The sequence below is a fragment of the Pseudomonas sp. CVAP#3 genome, from assembly GCF_018986375.1.
Classification (GTDB): Bacteria; Pseudomonadota; Gammaproteobacteria; order Pseudomonadales; family Pseudomonadaceae; genus Aquipseudomonas; species Aquipseudomonas helvetica.
Genome location: NZ_JAHMSC010000031.1, coordinates 1 through 24,479 on the forward strand (window position 1 = coordinate 1; position 24,479 = coordinate 24,479).

Here is a 24,479-nt window from a genome sequence, read left to right on the forward strand (position 1 = left end):
CGGGAGCAAGCTCCCTCGCCACAGATACTTCTCAGGCCTCCAGACTTCCTTAAGTGAACAGCATTGCGCACATCGGCGGGCATTTTTTTCAGCGGATTACTTGGCAGTGAACTTGGTATAGCTATTGATCAAATTGCGATAGTTCGGCAGGCGCTGAGACAGCAGGTTCGCCAGACCTTCCATGTCATTGCGCCAGTCGACTTGCAGCTCGCAGGCCACCGCGAACCAGTTCATCAGATGCGCACCGGCGGCCGACATTCGCGCCCACGCCGCTTGTTGCACAGTGGTGTTAAAGGTGCCGGAAGCATCGGTGACCACGAACACTTCAAAACCTTCAGCAAGCGCCGACAGGGTCGGGAACGCCACGCACACGTCAGTCACCACACCGGCGATGATCAGTTGCTTGCGACCGGTGGCCTTGATGGCTTTGACGAAGTCTGCGTTGTCCCAGGCGTTGATCTGGCCAGGGCGGGCAATGAACGGCGCGTCCGGGAATTGCTCTTTGAGTTCCGGCACGATCGGACCGTTCGGGCCGCTGTCGAAACTGGTGGTAAGGATGGTTGGCAGGTTGAAGAACTTGGCGATATCGCCCAGCGCCAGGACGTTGTTCTTGAACTCGTTCGGGCTGAAATCCTGCACCAGCGAGATCAGGCCGGTCTGGTGGTCGACCAACAGCACAACGGCATCGTCTTTGTTCAGACGCGAGTAAGGAACGTTGCTCATGTGAAACTCCTCGGTGGATGGTTGTTGCGGGGAGCGCCGGTCACGAAGGCCGGCGCTTTGTTTCTGAATCAGAAGGCGAAGCAGGAACAGCCGAACGCGCCCCAGAAACCGGCGAAATCGCTGACCGGTGCATTCGAATGGCGCGCCTTTTCATGGCTGTGCGTATGCACCGCGCACGGGCCGCTGCAATGGTGGACCTGAGCCTGCATCGGCGAATTCGGGCGCCAGTGGCCGGGGACTTTCATCACCGGCGACCAGTCCGGCAGCACCGGCACGCTGGCTGGCCCGAGTTTTTCGAAGTCGCCGGCGGCGTACACAACCTTGCCGCCGACCACCGTCAGTACCGACTCGATCCACTTGATCGCTTCTTCCTCGACGCTGAAGAAGTCCGCGCTCAACGCTGCCAGGTCCGCCAGTTGCCCGACCTTGATCTGGCCCTTCTTACCCTGTTCGGACGAGAACCAGGCGCTGCCGTGGGTGAACAGTTCCAGCGCAGTGGTGCGCGGCAAGCCTTCCTCGTACAACGCCAGACCACCGACGGTGCGGCCGCTGACCATCCAGTACAGCGAGGTCCACGGGTTGTAGCTTGAAACGCGTGTGGCGTCGGTGCCCGCGCCGACCGGCACGCCCTCGGCGAGCATGCGTTTGATCGGCGGAGTGTGCTCGGCGGCTTTGCTGCCGTAACGGTCGACGAAGTATTCCCCCTGGAACGCCATGCGGTCCTGAATCGCGATGCCGCCACCCAGCGCCTTCACCCGCTCGATGTTCTGCGCAGTGATGGTTTCGGCGTGGTCGAAGAACCACGGCAAACTGTTGAACGGAATGTCGCGATTGACCTTCTCGAACACATCGAGCATGCGGCTGATGGATTCGTTGTAAGTGGCGTGCAGGCGGAACGGCCAGCGTTGCTCGACCAAGTGGCGAACCACCGGTTCCAGTTCCTGTTCCATGGTCTGCGGCAAGTCCGGACGCGGTTCGAGGAAGTCCTCGAAATCCGCCGCCGAAAACACCAGCATTTCACCGGCGCCGTTGTGGCGCAGGTAATCGTCGCCCTGATGCAGGGTGACGCTGCTGGTCCAGTTCTTGAAGTCGGTCAGCTCTTCCTTGGGCTTCTGGGTAAACAGGTTATAAGCAATGCGAATCGTCAGTTGCTGGTCCTTGGCCAACTGCTCGATCACTGCGTAATCGTCCGGGTAATTCTGGAAACCACCACCCGCATCGATGGCGCTGGTCAGGCCCAGACGATTGAGTTCACGCATGAACTGACGGGTCGAGTTGACCTGATATTCCAGCGGCAACTTCGGCCCTTTGGCCAAGGTCGAGTAAAGAATCATCGCGTTCGGACGGGCCACCAACATGCCGGTCGGCTCGCCGTTGGCGTCGCGCACAATCTCGCCACCCGGTGGGTTCGGCGTGTTGCGCGTGTAACCGACAACCTTGAGCGCTGCGCGGTTGAGCAAGGCGCGGTCGTACAAGTGCAAAACGAATACTGGCGTATCCGGCGCAGCCTGGTTGAGTTCTTCAATCGTCGGCATGCGCTTTTCGGCAAACTGGAATTCGTTCCAGCCACCGACCACCCGCACCCATTGCGGCGTCGGTGTGCGGTCGGCCTGGTCCTTGAGCATGCGCAAGGCATCGGCCAGGGACGGCACGCCTTCCCAGCGCAGTTCGAGGTTGTAGTTCAAGCCGCCACGAATCAGGTGCAAGTGCGAGTCGTTGAGGCCAGGGATAACGCAGCGGCCCTTGAGGTCAATGACCTGGGTACCCGAACCGCGCAGGGCCATGGCCTCGGCATCGGTGCCCACCGTGACGAAGCGGCCATTGGTGATCGCGACCGCACTGGCGAGGGGTTTTTCACGGTCAACGGTATGAAACTGGCCATTGAACAGAATCAGATCGGCGTTCATTGGTTTTCCTCAGGCAGAGTGGAATGAGGTTGTCCGGCTTTCAGCCACGGCGCGAACAGACGCGTCGCCCTGGGCATGAACAGGTACACCACCGAAACCACAATGGTCACGGTGATCAGAAAAGTGGCAACCACGTAATTGGACAGAAAGGCGTTGAGCTTGAGCAGCGGGCCCCAGATCAGCGGCACCAGCAAGGTATGCGGCAGAATCACCAGCAGCGTCACCACGGCTTGCTTCCAGCGCGGCGGTGGCGAACCGGCATCGTCCTGTGGCGCGAACCAGAACTCCTTGACCGGGTTGACCTCGGTCTGGTCCCCATCCGCCAGCATCGGCTCGGCTTCGTTGACCAACTCCAGCCGTTGCGGCGATTCGAGCCAGCGCTGCATCGCCTCGGTAGAGCAAAAACGCAGCACGCAGGTAAACATGTCCAGGCCGGCGCTCTTGCCGCGAATCACATCCACCCCCAAATGCCCCTCGCTCTGCCCGGCAATACCGACAATCCGCCGCAGCCAGGCTTCATAGGGCACTTCAAAACCGGCCTTGATCCGGTGCTTGACGATCAAGGTCACAACCTCATCGAAACCCGGCCGCGCGGTTGCAGTGTCGAGGCGATTGGAATCAGGCATAACCGAAAGCTCCGGCAAAACGATCATTGAGCATAGCCCAGTGGAAAAACACCGACGTTGATGCGCCGATAACTGATTCGATAGTGCCAATGCCAGGGCACAAAAAATTGAATGCACGTGCTCTCTTTGCGACCCGGCCTTCAGTACTGCCTAGGGGGTTGTGATGTTCAAGGGTTCAGACATGTACTGACTGATCCGCGAACGTAACCAGCGCTCTGCCGGGTCGTTATCGTGAACGCCACTCCAGGCCATCGACAGTTGCGCCGCATCGATGGGAAACGGCGGGTCTTCGGCTCTCAAGGCACACCCTTCAACCAGCGCACACGCCGCGTAGTCGGGCACGGTGGCGATCATTTCGGTACCGGCGAGCATTGCCCGCAAACCACTGAATTGCGGAACCCCCAGCACCACTCGCCGGGTACAACCGACCTTGGCCAGATCAAGGTCGATGTTGCCGCTCAGGTCGCCAGAGAACGACACCATCGCGTGGGGTCGCTGGCAGTATTCATCGAGCGTCAGCTCACCGGGCCGGTTGTCACCGCGCAACACTTTGCAGGCGATATCACGCAGCCTCTTGCGCTTGGCGTTGGCCGGCAATTCGGTGGTGTAACTGACCCCCACGGAAATCTCCCCCGATGCCAGCAAAGCCGGCATCAACAGATAATTGGCCCGGCGCACTACCACCACAATTCCCGGTGCCTCCCGCTGCAGCTGACTCAACAACGGCGGGAACAAACCAAATTCGGCATCGTCCGAAAGACCAATGCGAAACACATCGCAGCTCGTCGCCGGATCAAACTCCCTGGCCCGGCTGACGGCTCCCGAGATGGTGTCCATCGCCGGTTGCAGCTCTTTAAGAATCGCCAAGGCTCGCGCCGTTGGCTCCATCCCGCGACCGTTGCGCAACAGCAGCGGATCGTCGAACAAATCCCGTAGGCGGCCCAGCGCAGCACTCACGGCCGGTTGTCCCATGAACAATTTTTCAGCCACGCGGGTCAGGTTTTTTTCGAACATCAACGCCTCGAAAATCACCAACAGATTCATGTCTACGCGGCGCAGATCGTTACGGTTCACAGGCACAGTCCCATTTTGTTTTCAGCCAGGCGCAAGTCAGGCGGACTTCACTCGATCATCGGCACTTTTGCCGCCCGCTTGTAAGGCCCGTATTCGATAGGCACCCACTGAAAATGCCTGTCTACCGCGGTGATGTGACCTACACCCGGAAACGGCAGGTGCGCCGCGGTCACCCAAATCTTGCTCGTCGCCGCGTCAGTGAAGACTTTGTCCCGGCTCTTGATCGCCTGCTGACTGTCGACGTCGAAGCGGATCGACACTTCGGGATGCTCGAACTGCACCGCCAGGTTATGCACCAGATCACCCATGAACAGAATGCTCTGGCCCTGAGAGGTGAAGCGGTACGTGGTGCTGCCCGGTGTGTGCCCGGCTTCCAGTTCAGCATCGACGATACCCGGCACCGGTGACTGACCGGCGTCGAAGGTCTTGAAGCGCCCCGCGGCAACGTATGGCGCGGTGGAATCCTGGGCGATCCTGAAAAATTCCTTGGCACCGGCGGGTGCTTTGGCCATGGCCTGAGGATCGAGCCAATAATCGGCTTCCGCCTTCGCCGCGTAGACCGTGGCGTTGGCGAACACCGGTTGCTGCTTGTCGTCCACCAGCCCGCAAACATGGTCCAGATGCAGGTGCGTGAGCAGGATGGTGTCGACCTGTTCCGGCTGATAACCGGACGCTTTCATGTTCGCTGCGAGCATGCCGGCGGTGGCTCCGATGCACTGCCCCGCTCCGGTGTCCACCAGGATCAGCTGCTTGCCGGTATTGATCAGAAAGGCGTTGAACGCCGTCTGCACCCCCGGCGTTTCAATCGAACGACGGGCCAGTAATGCACGGATCTGGCTCTGGGTCAGGCCATTGAGCAGATTCGGCGACAGATCGTTGTAGCCATCGAACAGCGCCGTCACTTCGTAATCACCTACCGCCAGCCGGTAGTATCCGGGTACCTGAGTGGCCATCTGAGTCGGTGCCTGAGCCAGGGCGCCAACCGATGTCAGCGCCAATGCCAGGCCGAATCCGCCCAGCGTGCAAACCAGAGAATGCTTCATGCGTTCACCTTTGATCGAGTCAGAAAAGCGGCCATCCACACGCCCGCCAGATGAGCTCAATCATGCACTCGTCCCACGCCTCGAAAATTGCAGCCATGTGCTGAGTCAGTGCAGTTGTTCGCTGCCGCACGCGGACGGAATTAACAACGTTTAACTCGCAAGCCAGCGCCCCGCGACCAAGAATGAAGCCCTCTGTGCAGACCTGTTTTCTAAAGCGGGAAGCTGCTGACCCACGGCGCAGTGTGCCAGCGCATTCCCATCGACACGGATATTTGTCATGGCCCACCTTCAGCACAATGCCGCACGCGCATCAGCCACTGAAACGCGAAAAGCCACCACCGGAGGCCTCTCTCCCTGGCGGGAAAGCCTGGTCAAAAAACTGATCCTCGACGGTCTGGGTGAAACTCTGGAAGTCACCGAACTCGCTCGGGCCTGCGCCCTGTCCCGCAGTCATTTCTCCCGTGCCTTCAAGTGCAGCACCGGCCTGTCGCCTCAGGACTGGATTCGTTGCCAGCGCATCGCCCGGGCCAAGCAATTGATCCAGAACACCGACCTGACCCTGACGAAAATCAGCCTGGAATGTGGCTTTTGCGATCAGGCACACTTCTGCCACATTTTCACCCGTAGCGAAGGCATCAATCCGTTTGCCTGGCGGTGTCGAGTACTGCGCGCCGGCCCCAGCCTCAATCAGGCGAGCGCATAGCGCCGCGGCACGCTCGATGGCCATCAATGAAAACGCCGAGGGGCAAAACCCCTCGGCGTTTTTTCATGGCCAAGAAACAGGATGCCGAACGACTCAGCCTTCGACGAACGCCAGCAGGTCGGCGTTGAGCTGATCCTTGTGGGTATCGGTCAGCCCATGGGGCGCGCCAGGGTAGACGAGCAGTTTCGAACCCCTGACCAGTTTGGCCGAGGCGATGCCGGAGGCTTCGATCGGCACGATCTGGTCGGCGTCTCCGTGCACCACCAGGGTCGGCACGTCGAACTTTTTCAGGTCTTCGGTGAAGTCGGTTTCAGAGAAGGCCTTGATGCAGTCATAGGCGTTCTTGTGACCGGCGGTCATACCCTGCATCCAGAACCAGTCGATCATGCCCTGGGAAGGTTTGGCACCCGGTTTGTTGAAACCAAAGAATGGCCCGCTGGCGAGGTCTTTGTACAACTGCGAACGGTCCGCCAGGGACGCCTGGCGCAAACCGTCGAACACGTCCATCGGCAGGCCGCCTGGATTGGCCTCCGTCTTGAGCATCAGCGGCGGCACCGAAGAAATCATCCCGGCCTTGGCGACTCGCCCAGTGCCATGACGACCAATGTAACGCGCCACTTCGCCACCGCCGGTGGAGAAACCGAACAGTACCGCGTTTTGTAGATCCAGCAACTCGATCAACTGCGCGAGGTCGTCGGCGTAAGTATCCATCTCATTGCCGAACCAGGGCTGGCTGGAGCGCCCGTGACCACGCCGATCATGGGCGATGACCCGGTAGCCCTTGGAGGCCAGGTAGATCATCTGCGACTCCCAACTGTCGGCATTCAACGGCCAGCCGTGGCTGAAGACGATGGGCTGACCGGTGCCCCAGTCCTTGTAATAAATCTCGGTACCGTCGCGTGTGGTAAATGTACTCATGGCGATTGCTCCTTAATTAAGGCGTCGGGTGTGTTTGGGTGAATCAATCCGATGGATGGCCCATTCGTTCGGCCAGACGCGCTACCCGCTCGCCCAGGTGTGCGGCGGTGCAGCGATCTTCGGGAGGTGGTGCGTACTCTGGGGACTGTTCGACATTCGACTGGGCCATGGCCCCCAGAAAACTGCCCAGACGATTCAATTGCCCATCGAACACGCCAGCGCTGGAGCGTGCCGGCGGCAAGTCGAGGCCGACCCAGATCATCGAGTGCTGAGCCGCGAACACTGCCATCTGCAGCAAGGTGTTGAGCTTGTCGCCGCACAGGCAACCGGAATTGGTGAACCCGGCGGCCAATTTGTCGCGCCAGGGCTGCGCCAGGTAGAACGACGCAGTAGCCTCCATGAAGCCCTTGAACGACGCCGATGCGCTGCCCATGTACGTCGGGGCACCGAAGATGATCGCGTCGGCGCGGTGCAAGCGGTCCCAGTGCCCGTCCACTTCCTCGACCGCAATCAATTGGCAGGTACTGCCCAGGTGTCGCTCCACCCCCTGAGCCACGGCTTCGGCGATAACCCGCGTATGACCATAGCCACTGTGATAGACCACTACCACGTCGCTCATTCCGGCATCCTCCTGAAGTGTTCATCCCTTTTGCTGCACGAAGACCTGCGCCTTCGGTTGATGGACTGGAAGTAGTGTATTTTTGGGTGTAAACAGGGCGCAGGACGAGTTAAACGTTGTTAATTTTCAACGGTGCGCCTACAGCCCCGACTCAGCCATTTGCCACCGCCGCGCCCAGTAAATACAGCGCTTGCGAACGGTGCCGAAACGCTGCATACAATGCACACGCAGGACAGTCGCTCGGTCACTGCGTTGCGTTGACGAAAAAATCTGAAGAACATGCTCGAATACCGCGTGATAGAAGGACGCAAGCAGGAGTGACCCGTTGACCCTTTCCCCCGAACAGGCTGTGCATTTCGGCCCTTACCGGGTCTACCCCAGACAACGTCTGGTGCTGGAGGCCGACCAGCCCCTGCGCCTGGGTCGGCGCGCCATGGACATTCTGTTGATTCTGCTGGAGCACGCCGGGGATGTGGTCAGCAAGCAGCAATTGATCGCGCGGGTGTGGCCCAAAAGCGTGGTGGAAGACATCAACCTGCGAGTGCACATGGCGGCGCTGCGCAAGGCCCTCGGCGACGGTCAGGCCGGCCAGCGCTACATCGTCACCGTGGCCCAGCGTGGTTACAGCTTTGTCGCGCCGTACTCGCTGGAGCACATCGAGCAACGTCCGCCGAGCAGCGGCCACGAGCAGAGCGGCCATAACCTGCCCATTCGTCGGACTCGCATGATCGGTCGCCAGGCCTTGGTCGACAGTCTGGTGACGCACTTGCCACGCCAACGCTTCATCACCCTCGTCGGCCCTGGCGGTATCGGCAAGACCACGGTGGCACTGCGCGTCGCCGAACAACTGATCGGTTGCTACCGGGACGGCATTCGCCTGCTGGACCTGGCCCCGATCAGCGACCCGTTGATGATCGCCACCCACCTGGCGACGCTGCTAGACCTGTCGCTGCACGACGCTGAACCGATGAGCTGTCTCGCGACCTTCCTGCGCGAGCGGCAAATGCTGCTGGTCATCGACAACTGCGAGCATCTGATCGACGCCGTTGCGTTGCTCAGCGAGAGCATCCTTCGTGGCGCGCCCGATGTGCACATTCTGGCCACCAGTCGCGAGAGCCTGCGGGCCGAAGGCGAATTCGTTCAGCGCCTGGAGTCCCTGGACTGCCCACCGCCCATCGCCGCGCTGGACCGCTCCCAGGCCTTGAGCTTTTCGGCTGTGCAATTGTTCATCGAACGGGCAATGGCCAGCCATGACAGTTTCGAACTGAGCGATGCCGAACTGCCTCGGGCGATCGAGATTTGCCGCCGCCTGGACGGCATTCCTTTGGCGATCGAACTGGCCGCAGCGCAAGTGAACAGCCTTGGCTTGAGTGGGTTGCTGACGCAACTGCAAGGCAGTTTTCGTCTGCTCACACAGGGTTGTCAGACGGCGCTGGGACGGCATCAGACCCTGCGCGCGACACTCGACTGGAGCTTCGAGCTGCTGAGTACCTGCGAACAAACCTGCCTGCGCCGACTGGGTGTGTTCAGGGGCGGTTTCACGCTGGAATCGGCAGCCGCGGTGATTGTCGGCGAACACATCGAACCTCGCGAGGTGTTTGGCTCGATCACGCAACTGGTGGCCAAGTCACTGCTGAACGTGGAGGTCGGCGACGAGCAGGTGTTCTACCGCCTGCTCGATACCACCCGCAGCTATGCCCTGGAAAAACTCGACCAGGCCAATGATTTGCCAGACACCCTGGAGCGCCACGCCAAGTGCTGCCTGGCCTTGATGCATCAGGCCCATAACGACTGGGAGCACATCCAGACCGGTGTATGGATCGAGCGTTACGCCCGCAGTCTGGACGACATCCGCTCGGCCCTGGACTGGGGCTTGAACGCTCAAGGGCCGCAGGCTGTGGCGATCCAACTGGCTTCGGTTTCGACGCCACTCTGGCAGGAACTGTCGCTGCTCAAGGAACACGGCGTGTACGTGCGCAAGGCCCTGGCACTGCTCGAATTGACGCCCGAGCCCTGCCCTCGTCTGAAAATGGCCCTCAAGCTCGCCCTCGGCAGCTCCTGCTACCACACCCAAGGCGGCACCGCCGAAACCGTCGAAGCCTTTGTGAGCGCCAGAACCCTGGCCGAACGCTGCAACGACGTGGCCGGTCAGCTCAGGGCCGTGTCCGGGCACATGGCGGTCAACCTCAGTTGCGGCAACTACCAAACAGCTCTGGAACAGAGCCAGCAATTCGATCGCCTGGGTGTGCAAGGCAACGCCGCTGTGTCCCTGAGTACACACCGTTTGCAGGTGCTGGCCCTGCACTTTGCCGGAGATCAGCAACTGGCACGGGAGAGTGCTGAACAGGTCATTCAGCGCTTGGCCCAGAGCGGACATCTCAGCCGGTTCACCTGTGGCTTTGGCGTGCAGTACGACCAGAGCGTCGCCTCGCTGACGATCCTGGCGCGGATCCTCTGGCTGCAAGGCCATCCGGAAAAGGCCTGGAGCACTGCCCGTCAGGCGTTGGACATTGCGATCGAAATCGACCATGGCACGTCCATCTGCTACACACTGGCACTGTCCGGCTGCCTGATCGCCCACTACAACGGCGACACTCAAACTGCCCGTGAACTCTTGCGCCTGCTGCTCGAACAAGCACAAAAACATTCGGTGCTGCTGTTCTACAACTGGGCCCGGCACTATGCACAGGTGATCGATGGCGATAACGCACATTCGAACCCGCAACCCGGCGCGGGGCTGATCAAGGAAATCATGGTCACCCTGGATAGCGGCTTCGTCGATGACGCATTGCTGGCACGGGCCGAAAACGGCGCTGCAGGTTGGAGCACGGCGGAGATCCTTCGGGCCAGAGCGAATGCTCTGCTTGCAGAGAACAGCCAGAGTGCAGCCGAGACCGTGCTGCTCAATGCGCTGGCAGTGGCAAAAGCCCAGGGGGCTCTGGCGTGGGAACTGCGCACTGCCACATCACTGGCCGAGCTTTGGCAGCGTCAAGGCCGCTTCCAACAAGCCCACGACCTGCTGGCGCCAATCTACAACCGATTCACCGAAGGCTTTGCCACACCAGACCTAAGCAAAGTCCGCCGTCTGCTCGACGAGCTGCAGCGACACCGGCCGGCCTGAAACCCAGCGAGCCCGGCTGAGATAGCGGGCATAACGCATTTCAAACACTCGCCGCAGTCCGCTCAGTTCAAGCTTTTCCAGTACGTAAGTGCGGGTAGTGTTGAGAAACCGATAACGTGTCATGCCATTGCCCTGTTCAACCGACAACAGTGATTTCAGCACCAGCCGTTCTATCACCTCTGCCAGACTGGTGGGCCGCAGCACCGCACAACTGATGACACCGATGGCTGCGTCCGACGTAAAAGCTATTTTGAACACCGCCAGCCCCTGCAGTACGGTCTGCTCGAGCGGGCTCAGCCGCTGATAGCTCCAGTCCAGCGCGGCCTTGAGCGTCTGATGCCGTGGCACAGCGGTGCGCCGGCCTTGGGTCAGCAGTTGAAAACAGTTGTCCAGTTGTGCTCGCAGCCCAACCAGTGCCAGGGCATCGATCTGCGCCGCTGCCAGTTCGATGGCCAGGGGCAGACCGTCGAGGCGCCGACAGATTTCCCGCACAGCCTTGAGGTCCTGTTCACGCAGAGCAAAGCCTTGTTGGCGGGCACGGGCACGGCTGACAAACAACTGCACCGCCGAATAGCTCATAACCTCGCTGACACTCTGCAGCGCCGACATCGGCGGCACCGCCAGGGCTGGCAATCGCTGGACCGTTTCCCTCGCCGCCCGCAGCGGTTCGCGGCTGGTGGCCAGGATCGAGACCCGTGGCGCCGAAACCAATAGACCTTCCACCAGTGATCGGCAACGTTCGAGCAGGTGCTCGCAATTGTCGAGCACCAGCAAGGCATGCCGTGGCGCCAGTGCATCCACGCCTACGTCCAGTTCAAGAGTCTGGCTCAGATAATCGACGAGCCGCGCTGGGTCATCGATTGCCGCCAGATCAACGATCCAGACGCCATCGCGATAGTGCGGCAACAGCAGTTCGGCCACACGCAAGGCCACCGTGGTCTTGCCGATGCCGGCCGGGCCGACCAGGGTGATGAAACGGCGAACCGGCAATTGCCGGACCAGACTGCCAACGATCGAGTCTCGGCCGGTCACTGGCGTGATCCGTGTCGGCAGGTTGTGCTGGTGCTTTTGAACGGTCTCGATCGAGAAAAGCGCACCGTCCAACTCACACTGCACCGGGGCGATGAAGCTATAACCGCACCGGGGAATATTGACGATGTAGCGCTGCCCGTTCTGACCGTCACCGAGAGCCCGACGCAGGGCAGCAATGTGCACGCGCAGATTGATTTCCTCGACCACCGACGTCGGCCAGACGTGGGCAATCAGTTCGTCCTTGCTGACCACGTTGCCCGCGCGCTCGACCAGTACCTGGAGGATATCCAGTGCCCGTCCGCCCATACGTAGCGGCCGATCACCTTCCAGGATCAGCCGTTGACGAGCGTGAAACACGTACGGGCCAAATCGCAGCACCGCACTGCTATTTAAATCTCTGAGTCTGTTCATGCACATCCACGTGCTGAAAACCTGGCCCGGCTCCAGGTACTGCCTCACCCATTGCGCGAGTTCGCCCAGGCTCCCGCACCTCCATTGCCAAGAGTCCACAAGTATCTTGGCAGGCATGGGTGACGGTACAACGGCGATGGAGGGAGCGTCACGGCCATTGCGGTGCGCTGGACGGACAACAAAGCTCTAACTGAACTGTTCGCGGTACTGGGTGGGGGTCAAGCCGAGTTTTTCACTGAACAGAAAACGCATATGCCGCACGCTGCCGAAGCCACTTTTGTAGGCGACGGTCTTGAGCGGCAGCTCACTGGTTTCCAGCAGGTTCCTGGCGCAGTCGATACGCGCGCTTTGCAGAAACTCCATGGGCGTAATGTTCACTTCCCGGGCAAACACCCGGGCGAAATGCCGCGCACTCATGTTCACCAGGCTGGCCATGCGTTCGACGCTGAAAGCTTCATCAAGGTGTTCGAGCACATGGTTCTGCACCCGGGTCACCGGCGTTTCCTGGGGTGCCACCGCAGCCATCAATGGGCTGAACTGCGCCTGTCCGCCCTGGCGTTTCATCACCACCAGCAATACCTTGGCCACGTCCTGGGCGATTTTCTTGCCGTGATCCTGAGCGACCACCGCCAGTGCCAGGTCGATGCCGGCAGTGACCCCGCCAGAGCTGATCAGGTTGCGATCCTCGACGTAAATCTGATCGGTCTTCACCGTTGCCTTGGGGAAGGCGCGAATCAACCGCTCCGTGTAATGCCAGTGAGTCGTCACCCGATAACCGTCCAGCAAACCCGCATGCCCCAATATGAACGCCCCCGTGCAGATCGAGCCATAACCGGCCGACCGACTGACGGCGCCCCGTAGCCAGTCGAGCAACGGTGGATGTTTTTCGTTGTAGGCCCCGGGGCCGCCCGGCACCAGCAACAGGTCATAGCCCTCGCACGCCTGATCGATATGCACATCCGCCTGAACGCTGACACCGTTGGAAGCTCGCAGCAAGCCGTGCTCGGTGCCGATCATCGACAGCTGATAACGGTCGCCCGGTTCCAGATAACGGTTGGCGATGGAAAACACCTCCATGGGCCCGGCCATATCAAGCAGGAGAAAGTCTGGAAACAGCACCATTGCCACGGTTTTCATGGGTTGGAAATCACTGGTATCAAAGAAATAGGAAACGTAGCGTCAGCGCTGAACATTATGGCCATTTGTAACAACAAGAATACATGAACCCGCTCACATAACTGTCAACCTGATCGAGACAGTATTTCAATTTCCATCTACTTATTGCACCCACTGATAAACATTAACCTTCTCCTCACTCGGACGAACTCTCGTCCCAAACAGGAGATTTCATCATGCTGACCCTTCGCAAAGCCTCTGATCGCGGCGCGGCCAATCACGGTTGGTTGAAGTCGTTCCATACCTTTTCGTTTGCCAACTACCGCAATCCTCGGGAGCAGGGTTTTTCCGACCTACTGGTGATCAACGATGACCGGGTGGCGGCCGGAAAAGGTTTCGGTCAGCACCCACACCGGGACATGGAAATTTTCTCCTATGTGCTCGAAGGCGCCCTGGAACACAAGGACACTTTAGGCACAGGTTCGGTGATCCGCCCCGGCGATGTGCAATTGATGAGCGCCGGCAGCGGCGTGGCTCACAGTGAGTACAACCACTCGGCGAACCGGCCGGTGCACTTCCTGCAAATCTGGATCGTACCGGACGTCAGCGGCGCCAAACCGCGTTATCAGCAAGAGCACTTCAGCACGCAGAAAAAACGCGGTCGCCTGCAACTGATCATCTCCCCCGATGGGGCCAATGGTTCGCTGCGGGTGCGTCAGGACGCCCGGGTCTATGCCAGCCTGATCGACGGCAAGGAAAGCGCCAGCCTCACGCTCGCCGCCAATCGCTACGCCTATGTGCATGTGGCCCGGGGCAAGGTCGAACTCAACGGCCTGCAATTGCAGGAAGGCGATGGCGTGCGGGTTCGCGATGAACAGGCGCTGACCTTGAACAACGGTGTGGATGCCGAAGTGCTGGTGTTTGATTTGCGTCCTCAAGAACTGCCGGAAATGCCTTGACCGTAATTGGCCAGGGGGGCTTTGCTCCCCCCTGGCCTCACTCATTGGAATGCCTGTCTGACACAAAGATGTGCGGCAATAAAAAACGACCTTTTGCCCGGTACAGTCATGTGTCTCATGCCGTTACCTTGCAAAAGATCGTCTCGATACTTCTGTCAATTTAGCGTGTATTAATACTGGCCTTAACCTCTGCCAGTTTTAAACGCCTTCATTGATTGATATCAACCACTATGCAGCGTTCATCTCCACTCCCGGGCTCAACGTTCCTAACCAAGCGACAAGACACACTATGACTACTGCCATTGAGAACTCAAAAGTCATGCTACGCCGCAAAGCGTTGACCGCGACTGAATACTCTCCCTGTCGAACTGATCGCTCTAATAGCGGGCTCAGATGAAAACGATTGAGAATGGCCAGTACGATCATTCCGGAAAATAGCAGGACTTTCAGGAACAGCAATATCCCATAAGTGCTCAGCATCACCTCATCGAGGGTTGGACCTACGATAAACAGGTAATTCACTACGCCGGTGATGCTCAGGATCACTACGATCACCGCGCCAGCCGATTCAAATCCAGTCAGTACCCGAGCAAGCATTCGTGCCTCTTGCTCGCCCTTCAGTGATTTCAAACGCAGCAGTAGAGCGAACGCCGCGAGAGCACCCAGCCAACCACCTGCGGCTAAAAGATGGAAGATATCGCTGATGAAATGCCAATAACGACGGCCACCTTCATCCATAGCACCATGTCCTGTCCACGCCAGGGTGGCCAATGCAATGGCTCCACATGCGGTGACGATCCAGAGGCTGAGTGTCGGGAAGCGCTTATTCAATGCGACGCCAATAATTGCCATCACCAGAGCAGCTATTCGGACCATCCAGGTCAACCCGACGTCAGTCCCCATGAGGACCATTTGAAAAATAGGGTGATGTAGCTCCATAAACCCCGACACACCGCTCATTGCTTTCGCAAGCAACAACATGGCGGCCAGGGACAGGGCTACGCCTGCAACAGAAGCACCATAAAGAAGCGACTCAAAATTCAAGGCCGTGCCCGATACTCTTTCCTTTCCCCTGAGGCTGTATAAGCCAAAAATGGCCAAGCCGAATAACAGCATCAGGTCGAAATAAAGAGCAAAACGAACCACGATGTTTATTGAGTCGCTCATGAATCATTTCACGTTGAAAGAAAAGTTGCCGGTCATCGGGTGAGTGTCCGAAGAGACGGCACGCCATTCGACTTTGTAAGTACCCGTGGTCAATGGTGATGCGGGCGTAATAACCATCGTTTTCGGATCACTGCCACCCGCGACGCCGGCCTTAACGCCCATTGGAGAGTTCGGCATGCCTGGCATATCGGTCATGATCAGTTTTGCACCGGAGAACTGAGTCGTGAGGTTCTCGGAAAAGTGCAGTTCAATTTTCGAAGGGGCCGCTGCATCCGAACTTTCTGCTGGAGTGGAGGAAAGAAGTTTTGGATGTGCTTGAGCAACTGCACTCAGAAGCAAACCAGCGGTCAGTACAGCCGCTACGGTGGTGGTTTTAAGGAATGACATGCAAGACTCCTCACAGCATGAGCTGTTGGTTCGAGGTTTGGTGGGGGGAAGATCCAGTTTTTATTTCTTGATTTTTGTTAAAACCACAGACGAATACTCAGCGTATTCCACGTCCTGGTAAGTACTGAACACGGGGAACTTGGCCAAGACTCCAGCGTTATAGTGCGACTACACGATGCCACATGAATGCAGGCCGTGCGATTACATTTCAGTCAGCTTTGGAGTGGCTCTTTGCCCTGAATAAGGACTGCCCAGCCATCCAGGCTGGGCATCATGACGTGCACCTGCATTCTGTTTACCCATAGGTTCAAGAAGAAAGTTACAACCTGACACAACGGTAATGCTCACTTAAGGCTTCTGACAGGAGGCGAGTTTTAAAGTTGTATCGAGCCAAACGCTCAGCCCCAAGAATCATCATCCTGATGTGGACTCAAAGGGGTAAACAACACTCATCCAAGGATACCCAAATGAAATCTGTCAAAACCTTGCTTATCATCGCGACCTTGACTGTCTCTTCTCTAGCGATGGCCGAAGGCGGCAGTGATCGCGTATTCGAACGCATGGAAGCTGCCAGACAGAACTCAATGCAAGCGTACCAAGTAGCCCAAACCCAAGGCACCCAACCTCCCGTCGCAGAAAGCAAAACCAAAGAGCTGGACCACAAGAATTGCTGAAGGGTTTGGTGCATTCCAAGCTGACAGAAATGTAATCACTGCGGTGGTTCAAATGTGGCAATTTCCGGGCTCGCTTGCCGTATCAATTCGTCTCTGGCATCGGCGGGCGAAGCTCATCCGGGACTAATACGAACTCCCGAGAGAGTGCCTTCAACCTGTATGAGCAACTCACCGGTTGTTTCGCACAGCTCCCCTTTTGATTGATTGGACATAAACGGCATGCACTCCAAAACCTCTAGGCGGACGTTCGTCAAAGGCCTGGCCGCGGGTGGAATTCTTGGCGGCCTTGGCCTGTGGCGTACGCCTGTATGGGCAGTCACCAGCCCGGGCCTGCCGAGCGTACTGAGCGGCAACGAATTTGATCTGTTTATTGGTGAAACACCGGTAAACATCACCGGTTCGCCGCGCACAGCCATGACCATCAACGGCACGTTGCCCGGGCCTCTGCTGCGCTGGCGCGAAGGAGAAACGGTCACACTGCGGGTGAAAAACCGCCTGGACCAGGATACTTCTATCCATTGGCACGGGATCATCCTGCCGGCCAACATGGACGGTGTACCTGGCTTGAGCTTCCATGGCATCGCCCCCGATGGCATGTACGAGTACACATTCAAGGTTCATCAGAACGGTACGTACTGGTACCACAGCCACTCGGGTTTTCAGGAACAGGTAGGCGTTTACGGTCCAATCGTGATCGACTCGAAAGAGCCCGAGCCTTTTCAATACCACCGCGATTACGTGGTGATGCTGACCGACTGGACCGATGAAGATCCTGGTCGTGTCATGGCCAAGCTCAAGAAGCAATCGGACTACTACAACCACCGCAAACGGACTGTTGGCGACTTCATCGACGATGTCAGCAAACAAGGCTGGTCCGCGGCGGTGGCCGATCGGAAGATGTGGGCCGAGATGAAAATGAACCCCACCGATCTTGCAGACGTCAGTGGGGACACTTACACCTATCTCATGAATGGCCAGGCCCCCAATGGCAACTGGACCGGGATTTTCAAACCGGGCGAGAAGCTGCGCCTGCGCTTCATCAACGGTTCGGCCATGAGCTATTTCGACGTCCGTATCCCGGGTTTGAAAATGACTGTTGTGGCTGCCGACGGCCAACACGTCAACCCGGTCAGCGTCGATGAGTTTCGCATCGCCACCGCAGAAACCTATGACGTGATCGTGGAGCCTTCCAGCCAGGAGGCTTACACCATATTCGCCCAGTCCATGGATCGAACCGGTTATGCACGCGGAACCCTGGCGGTACGCGAAGGGTTGAAGGCGCCTGTTCCGGCGATCGATCCCCGCCCTCTTTTGACCATGGATGACATGGGAATGGGCGGTATGGCCGGCATGGATCACAGCAAAATGGCTGGGATGGACCATGGTGATATGTCGGGAATGGCTGGCATGGGTGGAGAAATGCAGACTCACCCGGCCTCCGAAACCAACAACCCCTTGGTTGACATGCAAGCCATGAGCCCAACGCCGAAGCTCAACGATCCTGGCATTGGCTTACGCAACAACGGCCGTCGTGTGCTCACCTATTCCGACCTGAAAAGTACCTTCCAGGATCCTGACGGCCGCGAACCCAATCGCACCATTGAGCTGCATCTGACCGGTCACATGGAGAAATTCTCGTGGTCGTTCAACGGCATCAAGTTCTCCGATGCCGAACCGTTGCGCCTCAAGTATGGCGAGCGCCTACGCATCACGCTGGTAAACGACACGATGATGACTCACCCCATCCACCTCCACGGCATGTGGAGTGATCTTGAGGATGAGAACGGCAAATTCATGGTACGCAAACACACGATCGACATGCCCCCCGGAACCAAACGCAGCTACCGAGTCACCGCCGATGCCCTGGGTCGCTGGGCTTATCACTGCCACCTGCTGTTCCATATGGAAATGGGCATGTTCCGTGAAGTACGGGTTGATGAGTAAAGGAGACGGGTTATGAGCAAAAATCCAAAAAGGCAGCTTGAGACCATGACCAGTAAGCTTTTACGCCCAGCCCTGATTGCACTGGCGGTCTCCGTCAGTCCTGCTTTCTTTGCCGTGGCCAACGCAGCTGAAGAGATGGCTCATGGTTCGATGGGAACCATGGACCATAACAAGATGGGGGCCATGGATCACAGCAAGATGAACATGGACCAGGGCCAAATGGACGGTATGGAGAGCATGGACTCAGGAGCGACCACCACGAGTCGTACCCCCATTCCCGTACTGACCGACGCTGATCGTGCAGCCGCCTTTCCACCGGTGGCTGGTCATGGCGTCCACGACAAGAAACTCAACGCCTTCGTCCTGCTTGATAAGTTCGAATACCAGGATGCCGACAACGGCAGTGCACTGAGCTGGGATGCAAAGGGATGGATCGGTGGAGACGTCGATCGCCTGTGGTTGCGTTCGGAAGGTGAACGGACCAACGGCGTAACCGAGAGCGCCGAACTCCAGGCGCTTTGGGGGCACTCGATCGGTCCATGGTGGGATGTCGTCACCGGTGTCCGCCAAGACTTCAAACCCGGATCACCGCAGACATGGGGGGCTCTTGGTATTCAGGGGATGGCCCTTTACAACTTCGAAACCGAAGCGACTGCTTACATCGGCGAGAACGGCCAGACTGCCGCTCGGTTCGAGGGTGACTACGACATTCTGCTCACCAATCGCCTGATCTTGCAGCCGACCGCCGAGGCGAATCTCTACGGGAAAAACGACCCTCAGCGCGGCATTGGCTCAGGCTTGGCGAACACCGAAGTGGGCTTGCGTTTGCGCTATGAAATTGTCCGTGAGTTTGCCCCCTATATCGGGGTGTCCTGGAATCGCTCCTACGGCAAGACCGCCGACCTGGCCGAAGACGAAGGTCAAAAGACCAATGAGGCTCGATTTGTAGCCGGTATTCGGATGTGGTTCTGAGGCATTTGCCTGAGCAACATCCTCAACATCACGCACGCCCATGCAGCGAGTACCGAAACCCCGGATGAGACTTCTGTTGCTTCGCCGAAGGTTCACACCGCTGCCGAGGCCAAGGAAAATAGCCATGCAAAGTAACTTCCGCCTGCGAGCATTACGCATCGCAACATTCGCAGCACTGTTCATTGGTTCAACGGCTCACGCAGCTCAAGCCCTGACCATCGATGTTCATCGAGACGCAAACTGCGGGTGCTGCAAGCAGTGGATTCAGCACCTTGAGGCCAACGGTTTCACCGTCATTGATCATCTGGAAACCAACATGAGCGCGGTTAAACAGCACCTTGGTGTTGTTCCACGACTCTCGTCTTGCCACACCGCACTGTTCAACGGGAAGTTTGTTGAGGGTCATGTACCCGCTGAGCAAATAATTGCGCTGAGCAAACGCGATGACCTGGTCGGGATCGCTGCACCCGGAATGCCGGCAGGTTCGCCAGGGATGGAAGTTGATGGCAAGCACGACGCTTATCAGATTGTCGGCCTGACTAAAGCGGGCACCGATCAGATCATTGCGCAATACCCGGGAACCTGATCTGAATTGGTGCACATCGGGCTTGAGGATGTCGAGTTCAACGTCGATGAGCCAAAGAGCGCACCAAGCGGTCGCCGAGGCTCTGCACGCCGTGGACCAGGATCACCAGCACGACCACGGTGGCAACCATCACCTGGTTGTTGAAGCGTTGATAGCCGTAGCGGATCGCCAGATCCCCCAGACCACCGCCACCAATGACGCCAGCCATGGAAGAAAACCCGATCAGCATCACCAGGGTCAAGGTGATGCCCGCCAACAACGCGGGCAGCGCTTCGGGCAGCAGCACCTTGAAGATCACATGGCGAATATCTCCCCCCATGGCAAGGATGGCTTCGATCCGGCCCTTGTCGACTTCGTCCAGGGCATTCTCGACGATACGGGCAAAGAACGGAAAAGCGCCAATGGTGATCGGCACCACCGCGGCGGTGCTGCCCAGTGTCGTGCCGACTATCAACCGGGTCAGCGGGATCAAGGCAATCAGCATCACCACGAAGGGTAACGAGCGACCAAGGTTGACCAGGCCACCCAGGCCTTTGTTGAGCTTGGGCATCGGGTACAGACCACCGTGGCGGCTGATGACCAGCAACACGCCCAGAGGCAAGCCGATCAGCAGGGTAAAGAATCCCGCCAGCAAGACCATGTACAGGGTTTCGCCCGTCGCGTTGAGCACCAGTTGGAGTATCTCGTTCCAGTCGATGGTACGGTTCATGAGCGCTCCACCCTGACACCGCGCTGCGTGAGAAAGGCCAGCACCCGAGTCAATTTCAGCTTATCGCCGGTATGACTAAAAGCCACGCGCAAACGCCCGACCCGCCGCCCGCCGATGGACTCGACGCCACTGGCCAGCAAGTTCACCTCGACGCCCTGCTGCTGCACTAATTCGTTGAGCACGGGGGTGGCCAGAAGACTGTCGAAAAAGCTCAGCTCCAAGGCCAGGGTATCGTTGCCCAAGGGCGCACTGTAACCCGGCAGCAGTGAGCGACCGAGACTTGATTCCGGGTTTGCCAACAGGTGTGCGATAGGCCCCGCCTCGACCAACCGGCCGTGGGCCAGTAACGCCGCGTGACCACAAATGGACTTGACCACATCCAGCTCATGGGTGATCAGCACGATGGTCAGCCCCAGTTGACGATTGATGTCGCGCAGCAATTCAAGAATCGAGGCCGTGGTTTCCGGGTCCAGGGCGCTGGTGGCTTCATCCGACAGTAGATAAGCCGGTCGCGCCGCCAACGCCCGGGCGATTCCCACCCGCTGTTTCTGCCCGCCGGACAGCTGGGAGGGAAACGCCCGCGCTTTATCGCTCAAGCCCACCAGATCCAGCAGCTCTCTTACTCGTGAATGACGCTGCTCTTTACTGACGCGAGCGATTTCCAGGGGTACGGCGATGTTGTCGAAGACGTTGCGCGAATGCAGCAGGTTGAAGCCTTGAAAGATCATGCCGATGCGCTGGCGTTGCCGGCGCAATTCGATGTCGCAAAGGGCTGTCAGGTCCTCGCCGTCCAGAAAAATGCGCCCGGAACTGGGGCGCTCGAGCAGATTGAGGCAACGCAGCAGCGTCGATTTACCCGCACCGCTGCGCCCCAGAATCCCGTAGATCGCTCCATCGGGAATGCTCAAGGACACCTGATCCAGTGCAGGAGCCTGCCCTGACGCGTAGGTTTTGCTCAACTGCTCGACGATGATCATGGCTTGCTGTCCGCCACCGTAACCGGGATCACCGATCCCGAGAAGTTGTCAGTGATGAACTTGGCCACCTGAGGCGAAGTCAGGTCTTTGGCCAGTTGCTTGATCCGTGGGTCGTCCCGCAACGTGGGCGTGGTCACCAAGATATTGGCGTACGGGTTGTGCTCGGCCTTTTCCAGCCCCAGTGCATCCTTGGCCGGCACCAAACCGGCTTCCAGCGCATAGTTGCCATTTATCACCGCAAGGTCCACGTCATCCAGGGCGCGGGGAATCTGCGGCGACTCGATTTCGAGGATCTTCAGCTGTTTCGGGTTCTCGGCGATGTCCTTGGGCGTCGCCTGATCGGTGGCCGGGTCGTTGAAGCCTGCCTTGAGTTTTATCAGACCGTTGTCCTGAAGCAGGTACAGGGCGCGACTGAGATTGGTGACGTTGTTGGGGACGGCTACCGTGCCTTTTTGTGGCACTTGGGCGAAGCTTTTGTGCCGATGGGAATAGATCCCCAGCGGCTCGATGTGCACCGTCGCAGCCACCTCGAGTTTTTCGCCAAGAGCCTGTTCCTGAGACTTCAGGTAAGGCAAGTGCTGGAAGTAGTTGGCATCTACGTCGCCATGCACCAGCAACTCATTAGAGTTCACGCCATTGGCGATCTCGATGACCTTGAGGTTCAGCTGGGGGTCGATCTTCTGGACGTACGCCAGAATTTGCGCATGCGGTACGGGGTCCGCTGCCACTCGCAACGGCTCCAGGGCCAGGACACTGAAAGAAGCAACCAGCCCGCCCAGCACTGCCAGGGTCAATCCTGTTTTTTTGAACATGCTCATAGTCCTTGATCAAATGATGGGGTCAGGCACTCAGGGCCTTGGGGATCAGTGCATCGGCGTAGTAACGCTGGGCAACGTCGGGATGGGAGCGCAGGCGGCCTTTGAGGTAGTTCCAGCCCACGTCACGAAACAAGGGATTGTCAGGATCACTGGCCGGGCCCCGCGCTTCACGCAGTAACGCCGCGGGCAAGGGGTAAAGCGGCATCACCGCGTCCAGTTGCGCACCAAGGAAAAACGCAATCGACAAGCGCTCGCTGCCCTTGGGTGGCGACAGCACCCGATGCACCGTGGCGCGCAGATAACCGTTGGTGGCCAGTTCCAGTAATTCGCCGATGTTCACCACCAGGGTGTTGTCCCGAGGCAGCGCGTCGATCCAGCGCCCCTCCTCGATCTCGACTTGCAGGCCGGCCTGGTGATCCTGCAGCAGGAAGCTCAGGAATCCCGAATCCTTGTGAGCCCCCACGCCTTGATTACTTTCGTCTGGCGCCCGCCCTGGATAACGCATCAGTTTGATGTGTTCATTAGGCTTGTCGCCGTACAACTGATCGAAAGCCTCCTGCGGCAGCGACAGCGCCTGGGCGAAGGCACGCAGCAGGCGCAACGACATGCGGGTCATGGCTTGCTGCCAATCCAGCAGCAAGGGTTTGAGTGTCGGCAGTGAGGCCGGCCATTGATTGGGGCCTTGCAGACGTGCCCAGAGCGGGCTGTTCAGGTCGAGCGGCAAAGCCTCCCTCTCGGCACCCAGATCGAACTGCTCGCGCAGGTCAGGCTTGCCGCGAGTGACCTCCGAAGCCGCACGGTTATAACCGCGAAAATGTGGCGAGTTGATCATGCCAACTGCCGCCTTCTCGTGGTCCGGCAGGGCAAAGAACTGTCGGGCATGCTCCTGCACCTGCTTCAACAAGATGCTGTCGATGCCGTGGCCGGTCAGGTAGAGGAATCCGACATCCCGTGCGGCGTGGCGCAGATCGTCAAGAAACGCCTGACGCTGCACCGGACTGCCATCGAGCAATGAAAGATCCAGGGTCGGTAAGGTGGTGATGTCCCGTGTGTGCGGCATGGTTCACTCCCATGTGAATTGACTGAGCGCGTTCAGCCTGGCGTCCTGTTGAAGCTAAACGATCTTAAAAACCGCTAATAAATATCTTTTTTGCATTAGCTTAGGTTCGATTCTTGACAGCAAATTGAGCGTTTGAGGTCAGCCACTTGATATAGCTCGATACAAGCTTGTTATTCCACAAAAGAAGTACACATAGATTTTATAGTACGTTTCAATCTATATGTTTCTGGCGCAGTCGCATGGCCAATCTTCTTATCGCTATATCGAAATGCTCACCACCGCAGTCGTCATCTCTTGGCTGTTCTCCATCGGCCCGGAACTGATCCAGGTGCGCCTTGAGCGACATTTCGACAAAGGGTTCAAGCACCAAAGGTGAATCCGCCCCTTCAACTACTTTTACTTTCTCTGGAGCGATGATGTCCGATGCAAAACCTCTGCTGTTTGCACTCTACGAACAAGCCAGCGTGGGCTGCGGCGGTGCTCCGAGCCTCTGGACGCACCCAGCCGACGAGCGTCTGGCAATCAACTCCCTGGGCTACTGGTCGAACCTGGCGCGCATTGCCGACCAGGCTAACCTCGATATGTTGTTCTTCGGCGACGTGCTGGGTTTCTACGACGTCTTTGGTGGCAATGCCGATGCCGCGATGAAATGGGCTGTGGAAGCGCCGGCCAACGACCCGCTGATGATCATTCCCGCCTTGGCCGCGGTAACGGACAACCTCGCGTTCGGCGTCACGGTCACCACCAGCTATGAACACCCCTTCACCCATGCCCGGCGTTTCAGCACCCTGGACCACCTGACCAATGGCCGCGTGGGCTGGAACATCGTGACCTCTTATCTGTCAAGCGCAGCGCGTAATTTCGTAAGCGCTCCATGAACCCCACATTTTTAAAGGTGGGGATCTATGGCTATCTTGGAATTTGCGGCGTGCA

General features: G+C 58.4%; 22 protein-coding genes and 2 pseudogenes. 9 read left to right on the top strand and 15 right to left on the bottom strand.

What is annotated here, in order from left to right; translation table 11 throughout:
* Positions 1-96: 96 nt before the first annotated feature.
* The 5 genes from ycaC to KRR23_RS28420 form a co-directional block, all read right to left on the bottom strand.
* Positions 97-723, bottom strand: coding sequence for an isochorismate family cysteine hydrolase YcaC (gene ycaC / locus KRR23_RS28400; RefSeq protein ID WP_019690857.1), 627 nt, complete (start codon positions 721-723; stop codon positions 97-99).
* Positions 724-791: 68 nt separating this feature from the next.
* Positions 792-2,630, bottom strand: a complete 1,839-nt coding sequence (locus KRR23_RS28405) for an amidohydrolase (protein WP_216745147.1) — start codon at positions 2,628-2,630, stop codon at positions 792-794.
* Positions 2,627-3,256, bottom strand: a complete 630-nt coding sequence (locus tag KRR23_RS28410) for an antibiotic biosynthesis monooxygenase (RefSeq protein WP_216745148.1) — start codon at positions 3,254-3,256, stop codon at positions 2,627-2,629. The genes KRR23_RS28405 and KRR23_RS28410 overlap by 4 nt, the downstream gene beginning before the upstream one ends.
* A gap of 150 nt (positions 3,257-3,406) precedes the next feature.
* Complete coding sequence (locus tag KRR23_RS28415) at positions 3,407-4,330, bottom strand: LysR family transcriptional regulator (RefSeq protein ID WP_216745149.1); 924 nt, start codon at positions 4,328-4,330, stop codon at positions 3,407-3,409.
* 47 nt (positions 4,331-4,377) lie between these two features.
* Entirely contained in the window at positions 4,378-5,373 is a 996-nt protein-coding gene (locus tag KRR23_RS28420) for an MBL fold metallo-hydrolase (protein WP_216745150.1), read from the bottom strand.
* A 277-nt stretch (positions 5,374-5,650) separates the two neighbouring features.
* Between KRR23_RS28420 and KRR23_RS28425 the strand changes: the two genes are divergently transcribed.
* Complete coding sequence (locus tag KRR23_RS28425) at positions 5,651-6,076, top strand: AraC family transcriptional regulator (RefSeq protein WP_216745151.1); 426 nt, start codon at positions 5,651-5,653, stop codon at positions 6,074-6,076.
* A gap of 93 nt (positions 6,077-6,169) precedes the next feature.
* Here KRR23_RS28425 and KRR23_RS28430 read toward each other — a convergent pair whose 3' ends face one another.
* The gene (locus KRR23_RS28430) at positions 6,170-6,994 is read right to left on the bottom strand and encodes an alpha/beta fold hydrolase (RefSeq protein ID WP_216745152.1); all 825 of its coding nucleotides are present in this window, start codon (positions 6,992-6,994) and stop codon (positions 6,170-6,172) included.
* 43 nt (positions 6,995-7,037) lie between these two features.
* Positions 7,038-7,613 (bottom strand): flavodoxin family protein, encoded by a 576-nt coding sequence (locus KRR23_RS28435; protein ID WP_216745153.1) that lies wholly within the window; start codon positions 7,611-7,613, stop codon positions 7,038-7,040.
* Positions 7,614-7,938: 325 nt separating this feature from the next.
* Between KRR23_RS28435 and KRR23_RS28440 the strand changes: the two genes are divergently transcribed.
* Entirely contained in the window at positions 7,939-10,734 is a 2,796-nt protein-coding gene (locus tag KRR23_RS28440; RefSeq protein ID WP_216745154.1) for a winged helix-turn-helix domain-containing protein, read from the top strand.
* Here KRR23_RS28440 and KRR23_RS28445 read toward each other — a convergent pair.
* The gene (locus tag KRR23_RS28445) at positions 10,681-12,177 is read right to left on the bottom strand and encodes a winged helix-turn-helix domain-containing protein (RefSeq protein WP_216745155.1); all 1,497 of its coding nucleotides are present in this window, start codon (positions 12,175-12,177) and stop codon (positions 10,681-10,683) included. The two genes, KRR23_RS28440 and KRR23_RS28445, sit on opposite strands and share 54 nt — an antisense overlap.
* A gap of 186 nt (positions 12,178-12,363) precedes the next feature.
* Positions 12,364-13,314, bottom strand: coding sequence for a GlxA family transcriptional regulator (locus tag KRR23_RS28450; RefSeq protein WP_216745156.1), 951 nt, complete (start codon positions 13,312-13,314; stop codon positions 12,364-12,366).
* 215 nt (positions 13,315-13,529) lie between these two features.
* On the opposite strand from KRR23_RS28450, the gene KRR23_RS28455 reads away from it, so the two are divergent.
* A complete protein-coding gene (locus KRR23_RS28455) occupies positions 13,530-14,252 on the top strand; it encodes a pirin family protein (protein WP_216745157.1) in 723 nt (240 codons plus the stop codon).
* 228 nt (positions 14,253-14,480) lie between these two features.
* On the opposite strand, the gene copD is transcribed toward KRR23_RS28455, so the two are convergent.
* Both copD and copC read right to left on the bottom strand, forming a co-directional pair.
* Positions 14,481-15,419 (bottom strand): copper homeostasis membrane protein CopD, encoded by a 939-nt coding sequence (gene copD, locus KRR23_RS28460; protein WP_216745158.1) that lies wholly within the window; start codon positions 15,417-15,419, stop codon positions 14,481-14,483.
* Between the two features lie 3 nt (positions 15,420-15,422).
* Positions 15,423-15,806, bottom strand: a complete 384-nt coding sequence (gene copC / locus KRR23_RS28465) for a copper homeostasis periplasmic binding protein CopC (RefSeq protein ID WP_216745159.1) — start codon at positions 15,804-15,806, stop codon at positions 15,423-15,425.
* 467 nt (positions 15,807-16,273) lie between these two features.
* Here copC and KRR23_RS28470 point away from each other — a divergent pair, with 467 nt between their 5' ends.
* The 4 genes from KRR23_RS28470 to KRR23_RS28485 all read left to right on the top strand — a co-directional run bounded on the left by KRR23_RS28470 (position 16,274) and on the right by KRR23_RS28485 (position 19,982).
* On the top strand, positions 16,274-16,480 hold the full coding sequence (locus tag KRR23_RS28470; protein WP_216745160.1) for a co-regulatory protein PtrA N-terminal domain-containing protein: 207 nt from the start codon (positions 16,274-16,276) through the stop codon (positions 16,478-16,480).
* Between the two features lie 219 nt (positions 16,481-16,699).
* Positions 16,700-18,424: a copper resistance system multicopper oxidase gene (locus tag KRR23_RS28475; RefSeq protein ID WP_216745161.1), complete on the top strand. Its 1,725-nt coding sequence runs from the start codon at positions 16,700-16,702 to the stop codon at positions 18,422-18,424.
* A gap of 12 nt (positions 18,425-18,436) precedes the next feature.
* A complete protein-coding gene (locus KRR23_RS28480) occupies positions 18,437-19,396 on the top strand; it encodes a copper resistance protein B (RefSeq protein WP_253912306.1) in 960 nt (319 codons plus the stop codon).
* A 124-nt stretch (positions 19,397-19,520) separates the two neighbouring features.
* A complete protein-coding gene (locus KRR23_RS28485) occupies positions 19,521-19,982 on the top strand; it encodes a DUF411 domain-containing protein (RefSeq protein ID WP_216745162.1) in 462 nt (153 codons plus the stop codon).
* Between the two features lie 37 nt (positions 19,983-20,019).
* On the opposite strand, the gene KRR23_RS28490 is transcribed toward KRR23_RS28485, so the two are convergent.
* From KRR23_RS28490 to KRR23_RS28505, 4 genes are read right to left on the bottom strand one after another with little or no spacing between them, the layout of a single operon-like run.
* Positions 20,020-20,691 carry a methionine ABC transporter permease gene (locus KRR23_RS28490; RefSeq protein ID WP_216745163.1) on the bottom strand — a complete coding sequence of 224 codons (672 nt, stop codon included), beginning with the start codon at positions 20,689-20,691 and terminating at the stop codon, positions 20,020-20,022.
* Positions 20,688-21,668 carry a methionine ABC transporter ATP-binding protein gene (locus tag KRR23_RS28495; protein WP_216745164.1) on the bottom strand — a complete coding sequence of 327 codons (981 nt, stop codon included), beginning with the start codon at positions 21,666-21,668 and terminating at the stop codon, positions 20,688-20,690. The genes KRR23_RS28490 and KRR23_RS28495 overlap by 4 nt, the downstream gene beginning before the upstream one ends.
* Positions 21,665-22,480: a MetQ/NlpA family ABC transporter substrate-binding protein gene (locus tag KRR23_RS28500; protein WP_216745165.1), complete on the bottom strand. Its 816-nt coding sequence runs from the start codon at positions 22,478-22,480 to the stop codon at positions 21,665-21,667. Before KRR23_RS28500 ends, KRR23_RS28495 begins: the two co-directional genes overlap by 4 nt.
* A 28-nt stretch (positions 22,481-22,508) precedes the next feature.
* Complete coding sequence (locus KRR23_RS28505; protein WP_216745166.1) at positions 22,509-23,546, bottom strand: isopenicillin N synthase family oxygenase; 1,038 nt, start codon at positions 23,544-23,546, stop codon at positions 22,509-22,511.
* A 220-nt stretch (positions 23,547-23,766) separates the two neighbouring features.
* Here KRR23_RS28505 and KRR23_RS29250 point away from each other — a divergent pair.
* Both KRR23_RS29250 and KRR23_RS28510 read left to right on the top strand, forming a co-directional pair.
* Positions 23,767-23,922 (top strand): annotated as a pseudogene (locus tag KRR23_RS29250) (amino acid ABC transporter permease); the annotation flags it as partial.
* A gap of 40 nt (positions 23,923-23,962) precedes the next feature.
* Positions 23,963-24,409 (top strand): annotated as a pseudogene (locus tag KRR23_RS28510) (LLM class flavin-dependent oxidoreductase); the annotation flags it as partial.
* Positions 24,410-24,479 lie beyond the last annotated feature (70 nt).

What these genes read in the sequence shown, in the direction of transcription:
- ycaC (WP_019690857.1), bottom strand. Translation starts at nt 723, where the DNA reads ATGAGCAACGTTCCTTACTCGCGTCTGAACAAAGACGATGCCGTTGTG.
- KRR23_RS28405 (WP_216745147.1), bottom strand. Translation starts at nt 2,630, where the DNA reads ATGAACGCCGATCTGATTCTGTTCAATGGCCAGTTTCATACCGTTGAC.
- KRR23_RS28410 (WP_216745148.1), bottom strand. Translation starts at nt 3,256, where the DNA reads ATGCCTGATTCCAATCGCCTCGACACTGCAACCGCGCGGCCGGGTTTC.
- KRR23_RS28420 (WP_216745150.1), bottom strand. Translation starts at nt 5,373, where the DNA reads ATGAAGCATTCTCTGGTTTGCACGCTGGGCGGATTCGGCCTGGCATTG.
- KRR23_RS28425 (WP_216745151.1), top strand. Translation starts at nt 5,651, where the DNA reads ATGGCCCACCTTCAGCACAATGCCGCACGCGCATCAGCCACTGAAACG.
- KRR23_RS28430 (WP_216745152.1), bottom strand. Translation starts at nt 6,994, where the DNA reads ATGAGTACATTTACCACACGCGACGGTACCGAGATTTATTACAAGGAC.
- KRR23_RS28435 (WP_216745153.1), bottom strand. Translation starts at nt 7,613, where the DNA reads ATGAGCGACGTGGTAGTGGTCTATCACAGTGGCTATGGTCATACGCGG.
- KRR23_RS28445 (WP_216745155.1), bottom strand. Translation starts at nt 12,177, where the DNA reads ATGAACAGACTCAGAGATTTAAATAGCAGTGCGGTGCTGCGATTTGGC.
- KRR23_RS28450 (WP_216745156.1), bottom strand. Translation starts at nt 13,314, where the DNA reads ATGAAAACCGTGGCAATGGTGCTGTTTCCAGACTTTCTCCTGCTTGAT.
- KRR23_RS28455 (WP_216745157.1), top strand. Translation starts at nt 13,530, where the DNA reads ATGCTGACCCTTCGCAAAGCCTCTGATCGCGGCGCGGCCAATCACGGT.
- copD (WP_216745158.1), bottom strand. Translation starts at nt 15,419, where the DNA reads ATGAGCGACTCAATAAACATCGTGGTTCGTTTTGCTCTTTATTTCGAC.
- copC (WP_216745159.1), bottom strand. Translation starts at nt 15,806, where the DNA reads ATGTCATTCCTTAAAACCACCACCGTAGCGGCTGTACTGACCGCTGGT.
- KRR23_RS28470 (WP_216745160.1), top strand. Translation starts at nt 16,274, where the DNA reads ATGAAATCTGTCAAAACCTTGCTTATCATCGCGACCTTGACTGTCTCT.
- KRR23_RS28475 (WP_216745161.1), top strand. Translation starts at nt 16,700, where the DNA reads ATGCACTCCAAAACCTCTAGGCGGACGTTCGTCAAAGGCCTGGCCGCG.
- KRR23_RS28480 (WP_253912306.1), top strand. Translation starts at nt 18,437, where the DNA reads ATGAGCAAAAATCCAAAAAGGCAGCTTGAGACCATGACCAGTAAGCTT.
- KRR23_RS28485 (WP_216745162.1), top strand. Translation starts at nt 19,521, where the DNA reads ATGCAAAGTAACTTCCGCCTGCGAGCATTACGCATCGCAACATTCGCA.
- KRR23_RS28490 (WP_216745163.1), bottom strand. Translation starts at nt 20,691, where the DNA reads ATGAACCGTACCATCGACTGGAACGAGATACTCCAACTGGTGCTCAAC.
- KRR23_RS28495 (WP_216745164.1), bottom strand. Translation starts at nt 21,668, where the DNA reads ATGATCATCGTCGAGCAGTTGAGCAAAACCTACGCGTCAGGGCAGGCT.
- KRR23_RS28500 (WP_216745165.1), bottom strand. Translation starts at nt 22,480, where the DNA reads ATGTTCAAAAAAACAGGATTGACCCTGGCAGTGCTGGGCGGGCTGGTT.
- KRR23_RS28505 (WP_216745166.1), bottom strand. Translation starts at nt 23,546, where the DNA reads ATGCCGCACACACGGGACATCACCACCTTACCGACCCTGGATCTTTCA.